At 68.5% G+C, this 12,293-nt stretch carries 11 protein-coding genes; 4 read left to right on the forward strand and 7 right to left on the reverse strand.

Going from position 1 to position 12,293, the window contains the following annotated elements; all coding sequences use genetic code 11:
• Window positions 1-51 precede the first annotated feature (51 nt).
• From ACFWUU_RS39685 to ACFWUU_RS39705, 5 genes are all read right to left on the reverse strand, one after another.
• The gene (locus ACFWUU_RS39685) at window positions 52-3,033 is read right to left on the reverse strand and encodes a BTAD domain-containing putative transcriptional regulator (protein WP_380183745.1); all 2,982 of its coding nucleotides are present in this window, start codon (window positions 3,031-3,033) and stop codon (window positions 52-54) included.
• A gap of 215 nt (window positions 3,034-3,248) precedes the next feature.
• On the reverse strand, window positions 3,249-4,085 hold the full coding sequence (locus ACFWUU_RS39690) for a LemA family protein (RefSeq protein ID WP_380183747.1): 837 nt from the start codon (window positions 4,083-4,085) through the stop codon (window positions 3,249-3,251).
• Window positions 4,086-4,149: 64 nt separating this feature from the next.
• Window positions 4,150-4,851, reverse strand: a complete 702-nt coding sequence (locus ACFWUU_RS39695; RefSeq protein ID WP_380183749.1) for a DUF3137 domain-containing protein — start codon at window positions 4,849-4,851, stop codon at window positions 4,150-4,152.
• Complete coding sequence (gene pyrE / locus ACFWUU_RS39700; protein WP_371405716.1) at window positions 4,851-5,396, reverse strand: orotate phosphoribosyltransferase; 546 nt, start codon at window positions 5,394-5,396, stop codon at window positions 4,851-4,853. Before pyrE ends, ACFWUU_RS39695 begins: the two co-directional genes overlap by 1 nt.
• Before the next feature lie 28 nt (window positions 5,397-5,424).
• Entirely contained in the window at window positions 5,425-6,042 is a 618-nt protein-coding gene (locus ACFWUU_RS39705) for a class E sortase (RefSeq protein WP_380183751.1), read from the reverse strand.
• A gap of 84 nt (window positions 6,043-6,126) precedes the next feature.
• On the opposite strand from ACFWUU_RS39705, the gene tdh reads away from it, so the two are divergent.
• The gene (tdh, locus tag ACFWUU_RS39710; RefSeq protein WP_380183753.1) at window positions 6,127-7,176 is read left to right on the forward strand and encodes an L-threonine 3-dehydrogenase; all 1,050 of its coding nucleotides are present in this window, start codon (window positions 6,127-6,129) and stop codon (window positions 7,174-7,176) included.
• The gene (locus ACFWUU_RS39715) at window positions 7,176-8,360 is read left to right on the forward strand and encodes a glycine C-acetyltransferase (protein ID WP_380183755.1); all 1,185 of its coding nucleotides are present in this window, start codon (window positions 7,176-7,178) and stop codon (window positions 8,358-8,360) included. Before tdh ends, ACFWUU_RS39715 begins: the two co-directional genes overlap by 1 nt.
• On the opposite strand, the gene ACFWUU_RS39720 is transcribed toward ACFWUU_RS39715, so the two are convergent.
• The gene (locus ACFWUU_RS39720; protein ID WP_380183757.1) at window positions 8,329-9,204 is read right to left on the reverse strand and encodes a hypothetical protein; all 876 of its coding nucleotides are present in this window, start codon (window positions 9,202-9,204) and stop codon (window positions 8,329-8,331) included. The two genes, ACFWUU_RS39715 and ACFWUU_RS39720, sit on opposite strands and share 32 nt — an antisense overlap.
• A 146-nt stretch (window positions 9,205-9,350) precedes the next feature.
• On the opposite strand from ACFWUU_RS39720, the gene ACFWUU_RS39725 reads away from it, so the two are divergent.
• Both ACFWUU_RS39725 and ACFWUU_RS39730 read left to right on the forward strand, forming a co-directional pair.
• Window positions 9,351-10,436 (forward strand): winged helix DNA-binding domain-containing protein, encoded by a 1,086-nt coding sequence (locus ACFWUU_RS39725; protein WP_380183758.1) that lies wholly within the window; start codon window positions 9,351-9,353, stop codon window positions 10,434-10,436.
• A 62-nt stretch (window positions 10,437-10,498) separates the two neighbouring features.
• Window positions 10,499-11,323, forward strand: a complete 825-nt coding sequence (locus ACFWUU_RS39730; RefSeq protein ID WP_380183759.1) for an aldo/keto reductase — start codon at window positions 10,499-10,501, stop codon at window positions 11,321-11,323.
• Here ACFWUU_RS39730 and ACFWUU_RS39735 read toward each other — a convergent pair.
• The gene (locus tag ACFWUU_RS39735; protein WP_380183761.1) at window positions 11,320-12,234 is read right to left on the reverse strand and encodes a LysR family transcriptional regulator; all 915 of its coding nucleotides are present in this window, start codon (window positions 12,232-12,234) and stop codon (window positions 11,320-11,322) included. The two genes, ACFWUU_RS39730 and ACFWUU_RS39735, sit on opposite strands and share 4 nt — an antisense overlap.
• Between the last annotated feature and the right edge of the window lie 59 nt (window positions 12,235-12,293).

Below are 12,293 nucleotides of genomic sequence, written 5' to 3' on the forward strand. Positions count from 1 at the left end.
GTGGCATGGTGAAATCCTGTCCGACCCGGATACAGCGGCCGTACATTCGACTCAGCCGGCCGCAACCCCGGTTTCAGACCCGGCGAGCAGCCGGCGGCAGGTGGTCGCAGCGGCGTCGTTGCCCGCCTGCTGCCACACGCGTGCGGCGCGTTCGAGGGTGCGGCGCGCGTTGTCGAGGCTGCCCGTGGACAGGTACAGCTCACCGAGGTGCTGCGCCGCCTGGCCTTCGACACTGCGATCGCCCAGCCGGTGACCGATGTCGATCGCGTCGAGCAGCGTCTTCCGGGCCGCGGCAACCTCGCCGCGCTCCATCAACGCCTGCCCGAGAAGGGCCCGGGTGTACGCCGCGCAGTGGTCGTCACCCATCCCGTCGAAGATCGCCAGCGCCTTACGCAACTGACGTACCGCCTCGTCGTGGCGCCCCTGGTTCACGCGGAGCGCCGCGATCCGACGCCGTACCTTGGCCTCGCGGTGCGCGTCAGCCCGGCGTACTGCGATCAGGAACGCCTGTGCCAGAAGGCTTCGCGCGGTATCGAGGTCGCCACGGACCAGGTACACGTTCGCCGCCGCGGTCCGAGCCAGCGCCTCGGCGTTCGCATTGCCGTCCTCGACGAAGGCCTCGATCGCCTTCTCGTATTGCGCGAGCCCTTCGTCGCGCTGCCCGCGTTCCCGCAGCCAGGTGCCGAGCCCGACGGCCGCCACGCCCTCGCCGAGCCGGTCGCCCACCTCGGCGAACACCTCCGCGGCCGCGTCGAAGTGCCGTCGCGCGGTGTCCCAGTCGTCCTGGTACACGGCGAGCTGGCCAAGGTTGCGGTGCATGATCGCTTCGCCGTGCCGATCGCCGCACTCGATCGCGCTCAGCAGACCCTGCTGGTGCGAACCGTTCCAGTCGTCGAACCCGGCCCGCAGGTCCAGGTACGGACCCCACGCCGCTGCGATCCGCCACGCGTGGTCGTGCAACCCGTTCTGCGCCGCGGCCCGGATCGCCGGCACGAACGTACTGCGTTCACTGTCCAGCCATGCGATCGCGTCGGCCTCGGTGAACGGCGACGGGTCCGGCGCTGTCAGCGGACCGGTGTGCTCGAGGACGCCGAAGTACTCGAAGGACAAGGCCTCGTTCGCGCGACGGATCTTGTTCAAGATCGCCTCGACGACAGTCTCGACATCCCTGACGGCCTGCGCCTTCTGCTCGTCGTCGCCGACGCCGAGCGCGTGCAGCCGCAGCAGATCGTGGACGCGATAGCGCGCCGTACCGCGGTGGTCGACCGAGCTGATCCGGACCAGGTTGACCTCGATCAGCCGGTCCAGACTCCGCCGTACGGCGGCTGGCGATGCGACTGCCTCCAGTGCACGAGCAGAGAAGACACCGACCGCGAAGTGCCCGATCAGCCGATACAACCGAGCCTCTTCCGGGCTGAGCGCGTCGTAGCTCAGGTCTGCACTCGTCCGTACGGCGAGCTCACCGATGCTCAGCTCGTCCAGCCGCGACGTCTCGTCCCGCAGCCGCCGCGCAAGCTCTCGCGCACTCAGATCAGGCCGCTGCGCCAGGCGACTGCCGACGATCCGGATCGCGAGCGGCAGGTTCGCACACGCCGTCAGAATCTCCTCGGCCTCAGGGGAGGTCGCGTCGATCCGCCCAGACCCGGCAACCGACGACAGCAGTACGGCGGCCTCCCGGTCGTCGAACGTGTCGAGCGGCATGCTGTCCGCCCCGGCCAGGTCCATCAGCCGGTTGCGACTCGTCACAACTACCGCCGACGCACCGGTACCGGGCATCAGCGGCGTCACCTGACCGGCCGCGGCCACGTCGTCGAGGATGATCAGCACGCGCCGGCTCGCCAGCTCGGACCGCAGCATCGCGGACCGCCGCTCCGGGTCCGTCGGGATCGCGAAGTCCGGCAGGTTCAGGCTCAGCAGCAGATCGGTCAGCGCGGCGGCCGGATCGCGGGGCTGCGTCGCGCCGTGCATGTCCAGGTAGATCTGCCCGTCCGGGAAGTACTCCCGGACCAGATGGCCTAGCCGAACGGCCAGTGAAGTCTTCCCGGTTCCGGGCGCACCGGAGATGACCGCGATCGGCGGCCGCACCGGGTCACGACCGCAGACCAGGTCCCGCAGTTGCTCCAGGTGCCCCTGTCGTCCGCTGAAGTCGGCCAGGTCGAGCGGGAGCTGACTCGGCGGCCGGACCGGGTCGGTCAGCTCAGGCGCAGCCATCGGTCCGGGTTGCGCGGCCGGTCCGGGGCGTTCCGCCGTACGGTCCGCGGGGATGCCTGGGTTCGGCCAGTTGGCCGAGCGGCCGTTCTCGGCGCGCGCACCAGCGGCCTCCAGCTCCGGCCCCGGCTTGATGTCGAGCTCGTCCGCGAGCGTCTGCACTGCCTTCTGGTACGCCGCCCGCGCCTCACCGACCCGGCCGGCCGCGACCAGTGCGTCGACCAAGCGGCGCCAGAGCTGCTCGTCGTACGGGTCGTCGGTGAGGCGGGCGCTGAGCAGTACAGCCGCACCGCTCGCGTCGCCGTACTCGAGTCGCAGGTCCAAGAGGTTGTCGACCAGGCCGCGGTGCTGCGCCTCCAGGCGCGCGATCGAGCCCTCCCAAGCCGCGGGCATCGGCAGGTCGTCGAGCGGACGGCCGCGCCAGAGCGAATACGCACGGGACAGGACCTGCATCGCCTGGCGTCCGTCGCCGGCATCCCGCAGGTGGCCGCCCTCGGCCAGCAGCGACTCGAACAGGCTCGCGTCGAGCTCGTCGACACCCACCTCGATGCTGTACCCGGCGGCGGACGTGTCGATCGGTGCGGGTAGTCCGGCGTCCTGCAGCACCCCACGCAGCGCGCGGACGTACGTCCGGATGTTCGCGGTAGCCGACCGGGGCGGACTGCTCTCCCAGAGCGCGTCAGCGATCAGATCGGTGGATACGAACCGGTTCGGGTGCAGCAGCAGAGTCGCCAGCAGCTGGCGCGGTTTCGCGGCCTTCAACGGCTGGCCCTGGACGTGGACGAGCCGCAGAGGTCCGAGGATCCCGTACCTCAGACTGTCCACTCGTCCGACCTCTCCACTCTTGAACCGGCCTATCGTGTCATCCGGTCGCACCATGCGGAACCCCGATGTACGCCGGATGTATCTCGCTGCGGCACTGTTGACTCAGGTACCGGGGGGAGGGCAGACCCGGTGTGGCGACTTGACCGCCGTCACTCCGGGTCTGGCACTGGGAGAGAGTCCGGGGTCGGGGGTCCTGGGCTACGGGGAACCGGTGCCTACTGGCCACCGGTGAATGGCGGCTGACCGTCCTGCGGTGCGGGGGAACCCGCAGGCGGCCCGCCCACCGGTGGCTCTCCCTGTCCCTGGAACGGCGGCTGCCCAGGCTGACCAGGCTGCTGGCCCGGCTGCTGGTAGCCGCCCGGGATCGGCTGCGGCGGCGCCTGGTAGTTGCCCTGGTCACCCGGCATCTGCGGGTGGATCTGCCCCGACGACGGCGCGCCGGGCTGCATCTGCGGCGGCGCCTGCTCACCTGCGACCGACCCGATCGTGCCGAACGACACCTGCGGTACGGAGCGGACCTGCTCGTCCTTGACCTCGAAGTACCCTGCCTTCTCGAACTTGAAGGCGCCGGCGATCAGGTTCGACGGGAACGCCTCGATCCGGGTGTTGTAGTCGCCGACGTTCGCGTTGTAGAACCGGCGACCGGCCGCGATCCGGTCCTCGGTGTCGGTCAGCTCGCGCTGCAGACCGAGGAAGTTCTGGTTCGACTGCAGCTGCGGGTACGCCTCGACCGAGATCATCATCTGACGCAGCGCGCCGGACAACTGACCCTCCGCGGCGGCCCGCTGCTCCGGGGTCGCGCCCTGCACGTTCACCGCCTGGGTACGCAGCCGGGCGACCTCCTCGAACACGTGCCGCTCGTGCGCGGCGTACGCCCGGACGGTCTCGACCAGGTTCGGGATCAGGTCGTACCGGCGGTGCAGCTCGACGTCGATCTGCCGCCAGGACTCCTGGATCAGGTTCCGTTGCTTGACGAACCGGTTGTACGACGTGATCAGCATGATCGCCAGAATGACGATCACCGCGACGATCACGATGATGACCCAAACCATGACGAGCTCCCGAGTGTTGGCAGTGCTGACTGCGACTCTACGGGTAGGCAGGTCCGATGGGTGGTTACTGAACGCGGGGGTCGATCCCGGCGTAGTCGCGCCAGACGTACGGCGGGACGTTCTTGATCACCTGCTGGAGCAGCCCGAGGCGGCTCATCAGCTGGTTCGGGTCGTGGTCGCCCTTGGCCCAGCCGACCAGCGAGTTCCCCTCGGTGCGCCAGCCGATCTCACCGCGGGCGAGCAGCAGCTCCATCATCCGCGGCGTGACCACCGCGTGCCCGAACCGCTCGTCGTCGGCCTTGACCCGGAACGCCCGGTTGAACTGCTCGCTCTCGAACTGGATGTCGCGGAAGCCGAACGCATTCGCCACCGCGCCGCCGAAGATCCCCTCGTGCGTCACCTCGAGATGCGGCAGCGCGCCCGGCAGCTGCATCACGACCACCCCGAAGCGGTGCGTCGTGGTTCGCCGCTGGCCCCGGCCGTTGGTCGTGTGGGTCTGGTAGCTGTAGTCGAAGGCAACCATCGGGCGCCCGTTGAACGGGCCGGACAGCACGTTCCTGACATACCAGTTGTCGCCGGTCTGGAACGGCGTACCCATCCACTGGCCGGCCAGCGAGGGGTTGGACGGCACGGACGACCAGCCCTGCTGCGCCGCCAGCCCGGTGAACTGCTCGCGGCGCTTCTTCGCCCGGTAGTAGTTGAAATAGGCGAGACCGACGCCGACCACAACGGCTACCGCGACGAGCAGGATGGTGCTGCCCTGCATCAGTTCAGCCCCAGGTCCTCGAGTCCGAACACCGACCGGTACTCCAGGCCTTCCGCCTCGACCCGCTCCTGCGCGCCGGTCGCCCGGTCCACGATCACCGCGACGGCGACTACTTCAGCGCCCGCCTCACGCAGCGCCTCGACCGCGGTCAGCACCGAACCGCCGGTCGTCGACGTGTCCTCGACCGCGAGCACCCGCCGGCCCTTCACGTCAGGTCCTTCGATCCGTCGCTGCAGACCGTGCGTCTTCTCGGCCTTCCGTACGACGAACGCGTCGAGCGTGCGGCCCTGCTGCGCCGCGGCGTGCAGCATCGACATCGCGACCGGGTCCGCGCCGAGCGTGAGCCCGCCGACGGCGTCGTACTCCAGGTCCTTGGTCAGCTCGAGCATCGCCGGGCCGATCAGCGGCGCGGCCGCCGCGTCCAGCGTGATGCGGCGCAGGTCGACGTAGTAGTCGGCTTCCTTCCCCGACGCCAGCGTCACGCGACCGTGCACGATCGCCTTGCTTTTGACCTGCTCCAGCAGTCCGTCCCGGTCGTAGCTCATGAGCGTTGAGCTTAGAACACGGTCGAGTTCACGATTTCTTCTGGACCTTGACCAGGTGGCCGAAGGCAACCGAGCGGTCCGGGGAGTGGAACAGGTCCTGGCAGGTGGTGAGCGTGATGATCGAGGTGGTCGGGGTGTCGCGCTTGCCGGGGACCGGGTCGAGGACCCATGTGTCTGTCGGTTTCACGGTCAGGTCGCGGGGCGAACCGTCGAGTTCGTAGGTGTAAACAGCGTCCTGGGTCTCGACGATGATCTGGTCACCCTTCCGCAGGTCGAGCAGCTTGCGGAACGGCGAACCGTGCGTGACCCGATGCCCGGCGATCGCGAAGTTGCCCGGCTGACCCGGCAGCTGGGTCTGTGGATAGTGCCCGATCCCGCGCGCGAGGTCGTCGGCGTCGATGCCCTCGACGACCGGCTTCTCCCAGTCGGCTCCGAACCGCGGGATCCTGAGCAGCACGAACGGCTTCCCGGTCGACGGCTTCACAGCTTCCGGCGCATTCCACTGGTTCCGCAGCGAGTCCTCCGCCTTACCCATCTGCGCGTTCGAGCTGATCCCCGTACCGAGGTACTGCCAGCCGACCCACCCGAGCAACCCGACGCCCACCACCAGGAACACGATTCCGAGTCCCCTGACTACTCCCCGCATGCGGACAAGTATGCAGTTCGACTGCAAAGGCTGTGTACGACGTGTCGATGGACGGGGATGGTTGCCCCGGACGACGATGTGGGCATGAAGGCGCTCGTGAAGGCCGAGGCGAAGCCCGGTCTGTGGTTGCAGGATGTTCCGGAGCCGAAGATCGAGGCCGACGAGGTCCTGATCAAGGTGCTCCGCACCGGGTTGTGCGGCACCGACCTGCACATCCAGAACTGGGACCCCTGGGCACAGAAGAACGTGCCGGTTCCGATGGTCACCGGGCACGAGTTCTGCGGCGAGGTGGTCGAGGTCGGCGTCGGCGTTCGTGACGTCGCGGTCGGCGACCTGGTCAGCGGCGAGGGCCACCTGGTCTGCGGCCGCTGCCGCAACTGCCGCGCCGGCCGGCGTCACCTCTGCATCAAGACCCGCGGGCTGGGCGTCCACGTGCCGGGCGCGTTCGCGGAGTACGTCGCGCTGCCCGCGATGAACGCGTGGGTGCACAAGGACCCGGTCGACCTCGACGTCGCCGCGATCTTCGACCCGTTCGGCAACGCCGTACACACTGCTCTTTCGTTCCCGCTGGTCGGCGAGGACGTGCTGATCACCGGCGCCGGCCCGATCGGGGTGATGGCCGCGGCCGTCGCGCTGCACGCCGGCGCGCGGAACGTGGTGATCACGGACCTCTCGGAGTACCGCCTCGACCTGGCCCGGAAGATCGGCGTCACCCGCGCGGTGAACGTCGGCGAGGAGACGATCGCGCAGGCGCAGCAGAGCCTCGGGATGCGCGAGGGCTTCGACGTCGGGATGGAGATGTCCGGGCAGCCGGCCGCGCTGCGGGACATGCTCGCGAACATGACGCACGGCGGGAAGATCGCGATGCTCGGCCTGCCGTCGGACGAGATCGCGATCGACTGGGGCACGGTCGTGCTCAACATGCTGACGATCAAGGGCATCTACGGCCGGGAGATGTTCGAGACCTGGTACTCGATGTCGGTGATGCTCGAACGCGGCCTGGACCTGACGCCGGTGATCACCCACCGATTCGGGTACGGCGATTTCGAGCGCGCGTTCGACGTCGCACGACAGGGGCAGTGCGGCAAGGTGATCATGGACTGGACGCAGGAAACTCTGGAGGAGAAGCACTGATGTTCGGACGGATGCGGGACGACCTGACGGCGACCATCGGCGAGATCCGGGACGCCGGGCTGTACAAGTCCGAGCGGGTGATCACCTCACCGCAGCAGTCGCTGATCTCGGTTGCTTCGGGCAACGAAGTACTGAACTTCTGTGCGAACAACTACCTCGGCCTGTCCGACCACCCGGACGTTGTCGCCGCGGCCAAGGAGGCCCTCGACCGGTGGGGCTTCGGACTGTCCTCGGTACGGTTCATCTGCGGCACCCAGCAGATCCACAAGGACCTGGAAGGTGCCCTGAGCAACTTCCTCGGGACTGAGGACACCATCCTCTACAGCTCCTGCTTCGACGCGAACGGCGGCCTCTTCGAGACCCTGCTCGGCGCCGAGGACGCGATCATCTCCGACGAGCTCAACCACGCCAGCATCATCGACGGCGTACGGCTCTCGAAAGCGAAGCGTTACCGGTACAAGAACCGTGACATGGCCGACCTCGAGGCCCAACTGAAGGACGCCGCCGACGCGCGGTACCGGCTGATCGCGACCGACGGCGTGTTCTCGATGGACGGGTACGTCGCCCCGCTCGACGAGATCTGCGACCTGGCCGAGCGGTACGACGCTCTCGTCATGGTCGACGACTCGCACGCGGTCGGCTTCGTCGGGCCGGACGGCGCCGGTACGCCGTCGCTGTTCGGCGTGAAAGACCGCGTCGACATCGTCACCGGCACGCTGGGCAAGGCGCTCGGCGGCGCATCCGGCGGTTACGTCTCCGCCCGCCGCGAGATCGTCGAGCTCCTCCGGCAGCGCTCCCGCCCATACCTGTTCTCGAACTCCCTGGCCCCGTCCGTCACCGCCGCGTCACTCAAGGCCCTGGAGCTGATCGGCACCTCGAGCGCCCTCCGCGACAAGCTCGCTGCCAACACCAAGCTCTTCCGCACCAAGATGACCGAGGCCGGCTTCGACGTCCTCCCCGGCGACCACCCCATCTCCCCCGTCATGATCGGCGACGCCGCCGAAGCCGGCCGCCTGGCCGACAAGCTCCTCGACCTCGGCGTCTACGTCATCGGCTTCTCCTACCCGGTCGTCCCCCAGGGCAAGGCCCGGATCCGTGTCCAGCTCTCCGCCGCCCACTCCACCCAGGACGTAGAAACCGCCATCGCCGCCTTCATCGAGGCCCGGGCGGCGCTGGCGGGGTAGTCGCCGCCGGACGCGGTTCTCCGAGGGCTTGTTCGAGCCGTGCAGCGACCGCGTCCAGGTCCCGCGGCATCGAGATCGCTGTCGCGGAGGCCAGCAGATTCTCGATATCGCTCCGGGCTGCCCGGACGGCGTCCCGGAGGGTGCGGGCGCGGGTGCCGGCGGCTTCGTCCGGAGCCGACTGTTCGAGGACGGTCAGCTTGTCCTCGGCGGAAACGACCCGGCTCGACTCGACGTTCCAGGCGCCGGCGGCCTGCGCTGGGGAAGGCTGCCGGCGGAGCTCCGGGATCAGCCCGCGGGCGAACCACGCCACCTCGTCCTCACCGGACGCGAGGTCGTCGCGCCAGGCCTGGCGACGGCGCGACCTGACCAGCAGCGGAATCCCCACGGCGAGCGCGACCACGATCGCCGCCAGCACCCACCACAGCCAGGTTGGTGCCCCGCCCGTCTCGGCCGACGTGGGTTGGGTCGACGACGTGGTCGCCGAGGAGGGCGCGGCCGACGCCGTCCGGGTCGCCGTGGTGGTCTCGGTCCGCGTAGCCCTGGTCGTCTCGGTGGCTCTGGTCGTCTCGGTCTTCGTCGCCCTGGTCGTCTCGGTCTCGGTCGCCCTGGTGGTCTCGGTCTCGGTCTGCGTCGTCCTGGTGGTTTCCGGCTGCGGGGGCTCGGATGCCGAGGTGGCGGCCGGCTTCTCCGAGCGTTCCGGCGTACGAGTCGCGCTCGGAACCGTCGCTGTCACGGACGGCAGCGACGCGGGCGTGCGCGTCGAAGAGCCCGACGGTCGCTCGCCGGACCCTCCGCAGGAGACGAGGAGGAGCGCCGCCAGCACCAGACCAACCGCTCGCATCATCAGTGGACCCCTCCCGCTCGATGGCGCGCAGCTCCTGCTCTCCCGACGAAGATCGCACCTGCGAGGGTGGCCCGACTCATCCCGGTGGGGCGATATTCGGACGGTCAACTGCTCGACTTGTCGGTCCGCACGGGCAGGATGTGGGCATGTCGGTTCTGAGTGCGAGGGCGGTCAACCGGGCGACGCTGGCCAGGCAGCTGCTGCTGGAGCGGGCGGACGTCCCGGCGGTTGACGTGGTGGGACAGTTGGCCGGGATGCAGGGGCAGGAGCCCAAGCATCCCTATGTCGGGTTGTGGACCCGGATCGACGGGTTCGCGGAAGCACAGCTGGATCAGGCCGTCGCGGCGCGGGAGGTGGTGCGGGCGACGATGTTCCGGGGGACGTTGCATCTGGTGACCGCCACCGACTATCTGCGGTTTCGGACCACAGTCAGCCCGGTGCTCGAGGCCGGATTGCGGGTGCTCGGGGACCGGGGCGCCGGGCTGGAGCCGGAAAAGGTGGTGGCTGCGGCGGAGAAGCTGCTGGCCAAGGAGCCGCTCACCTTCACCGAGGTGCGGGACGCGTTGCAGGAGCAGTTCCCGGAGGTGAACGAGCGGGCGCTCGGGTTCTGCACGCGGATGCTCGTGCCGCTGGTGATGTACCCAGCTGATGTGCGCTGGTCCTGGACGGCAAATTCGCGATTCACGCCGGCCGAGGAGTGGATCGGGAAGAAACTGCACAAGCGCGCCGAGCCCGGCGAATTGGTGACGCGATACCTACAGGCGTTCGGGCCGGCCACACCGGCGGACTTCCAGACCTGGTCCGGGTTGCAGAAGGCCAAGCCGTTGTTCGACGAGCTCGAGCTGGAGACGTTCACGGACGAGGCCGGCAAGACGTTGTACGACGTACCGGACGGACCGCGTCCCGATGAGGACACTCCGGCGCCGGCGCGGTTCCTGCCGGAGTTCGACAACGTGCTGCTCTCGCATGCGAAACGGGAGCGGATCATCGCGGACGAGCACAAACCGCACGTCTTCACGAAGAACCTTCGCGTCAAGGCGACGTACACCGTCGACGGCGTCGTTGCCGGGCTGTGGACGACCGAGAAGAAGCGTGGTGTGGCCACTCTCACGCTCACCCCGTTCGGCAGGACGTTGAAGAAAACGCAGGCCGAGCTGGAGCGCGAGGGCAGCGCATTACTCCGTTTCCTGGAGCCGGATGCAAAGACTCATGAAGTGGTTACTGCCGGTTAATGAGGTTGTTGTCACACGTCGGATGACTGGGCCAGAAACCCTTTGCCGGGTGGAATGGGCAGATGAGCACAGTCCCCTCCATCACTCTGGACAACGGCGTCGAGATCCCGCAGCTGGGCCTGGGGGTCTGGCAGGTCGAGGAAGCGATCGTCGCCGACGTGGTGACCGCAGCATTCGAGACCGGCTACCGGCACATCGACACCGCCGCGGCGTACCAGAACGAAGCCGGCGTCGGGCGAGCCATCGCCGCGTCCGGCCTGCCCCGTGACGAACTGTTCATCACCACAAAGCTGCAGAACAGCGACCAGGGCTACGACTCGACGCTGGCGGCGTTCGACAAGAGCATCGACCAGCTCGGCCTGGAGTACGTCGACCTGTACCTGATCCACTGGCAGTGCCTGAAGCGGGACAAGTACGTCGACACCTGGAAGGCGTTCGAGCAGCTGTATGCCGACAAGCGGGTCCGCTCGATCGGCGTCTCGAACTTCCACGAGCCCGCGCTGCGGCGGATCTTCGAGGAGACCACGATCCGCCCGGCGGTGAACCAGATCGAGCTGCACCCGGCGCTGCCGCAGGACGAGCTGCGCGCGTTCAACGCCGAGAACGACATCGTTACCGAGGCGTGGAGCCCGCTGGCGTCCGGCGAGCTGATCGACAACGCCGAGCTGAAGAAGATCGGTGCGAAGTACGGCAAGTCGGCCGCCCAGGTGATGATCCGCTGGCACCTGCAGCTCGGCAACGTGGTGATCCCGAAGTCCAAGACGGCGAGCCGGATCAAGGAGAACTTCGAGGTCTTCGACTTCCGCCTCGACAACGACGACATGGCAACGATCGCCGACCTCGAGACCGGCGTCCGCACCGGCGGCGACCCGGACGTCTTCGGCTAAACGATTTCGAGGAAACGCGCCAGGACGGGCGAACGGTTGTCCGGCGACCAGGCTACGGAGAGCGGCCAGGGCGGTAGGTCGTCGGACAACTCGCGGTAGACGACCGAGTCCGGGTTCGACGGCGGGGTCGGGCTGATCAGCAGCGAGACGCCGAGCCCGGCCGCGACGAGCGACACGATCGTCTGTACGTCGGCCGCCTCCTGCTCGATCCGTGGCGTGAACCCGGCCGCCCGGCAGAACCCGAGGATCGTGTCGTGTACTGCGGGTCCACTCGGCCGCGAGTAGAACACGAACGGCTCCTCCGCGAGGTCGGTCAGCCGGATCCGCTTGCGTCGCGTGAGCCGATGCCGAGCCGGCAACACGGCCACCAGCTGGTCCTCGGCAACCACCCGGGACACCAACCCCGGTGCCAGCCGCACCACCGTCCCGCTCTTACCGCCAGCTGATCCCACCGATGCGGGCACGGTCGGCCGCAGCAGCCCGACATCGATCCGGCCGTCCCGTAAGGCCTCGGTCTGCCGGAGCGTGGTCATCGACTCCAGGTCGAGCACGACCTCCGGATACGCCTGCCGGAACGCGCCGAGGATCTGCGGCAGCGGCTCGAACGTCGCCGATTGCACGAACCGCAGCCGCAACGACCCGAGCTCACCACGCTGCGTCCGCTGCGCCGCGCGCACCGCCTCGTCGGACCGTCGCAACAGGTCCTGTGCCTCGGCCAGGAACGTCTCGCCCGCGGCCGTCATGACGAAGCGCTTCTTCACCCGGGCGAACAGTTCCACGCCGAGATCGCGCTCGAGCGCCGCGATCTGCCGGCTGAGCGACGGCTGGGTCAGGTGCAGCCGCGTCGCCGCGCGCCCGACGTTCATCTCCTCGGCCACCACCACGAACGACCTGAGCTGCCGTAGTTCCATGACCACAATCATGCACCAGACACATCAACTCCGCGCAGAACTTTCATTGGACGTATCAA

It is taken from the genome of Kribbella sp. NPDC058693 (genome assembly GCF_042715335.1).
Lineage (GTDB): Bacteria > Actinomycetota > Actinomycetes > Propionibacteriales > Kribbellaceae > Kribbella > Kribbella jiaozuonensis.

Coding starts and splice junctions, on each gene's coding strand:
- pyrE (WP_371405716.1), bottom strand. CDS start 5,396: ATGAGCTACGACCGGGACGGACTGCTGGAGCAGGTCAAAAGCAAGGCG.
- ACFWUU_RS39705 (WP_380183751.1), bottom strand. CDS start 6,042: ATGCGGGGAGTAGTCAGGGGACTCGGAATCGTGTTCCTGGTGGTGGGC.
- ACFWUU_RS39690 (WP_380183747.1), bottom strand. CDS start 4,085: ATGGTTTGGGTCATCATCGTGATCGTCGCGGTGATCGTCATTCTGGCG.
- ACFWUU_RS39735 (WP_380183761.1), bottom strand. CDS start 12,234: ATGGAACTACGGCAGCTCAGGTCGTTCGTGGTGGTGGCCGAGGAGATG.
- ACFWUU_RS39720 (WP_380183757.1), bottom strand. CDS start 9,204: ATGATGCGAGCGGTTGGTCTGGTGCTGGCGGCGCTCCTCCTCGTCTCC.
- ACFWUU_RS39695 (WP_380183749.1), bottom strand. CDS start 4,851: ATGCAGGGCAGCACCATCCTGCTCGTCGCGGTAGCCGTTGTGGTCGGC.
- ACFWUU_RS39715 (WP_380183755.1), top strand. CDS start 7,176: ATGTTCGGACGGATGCGGGACGACCTGACGGCGACCATCGGCGAGATC.
- ACFWUU_RS39730 (WP_380183759.1), top strand. CDS start 10,499: ATGAGCACAGTCCCCTCCATCACTCTGGACAACGGCGTCGAGATCCCG.
- tdh (WP_380183753.1), top strand. CDS start 6,127: ATGAAGGCGCTCGTGAAGGCCGAGGCGAAGCCCGGTCTGTGGTTGCAG.
- ACFWUU_RS39725 (WP_380183758.1), top strand. CDS start 9,351: ATGTCGGTTCTGAGTGCGAGGGCGGTCAACCGGGCGACGCTGGCCAGG.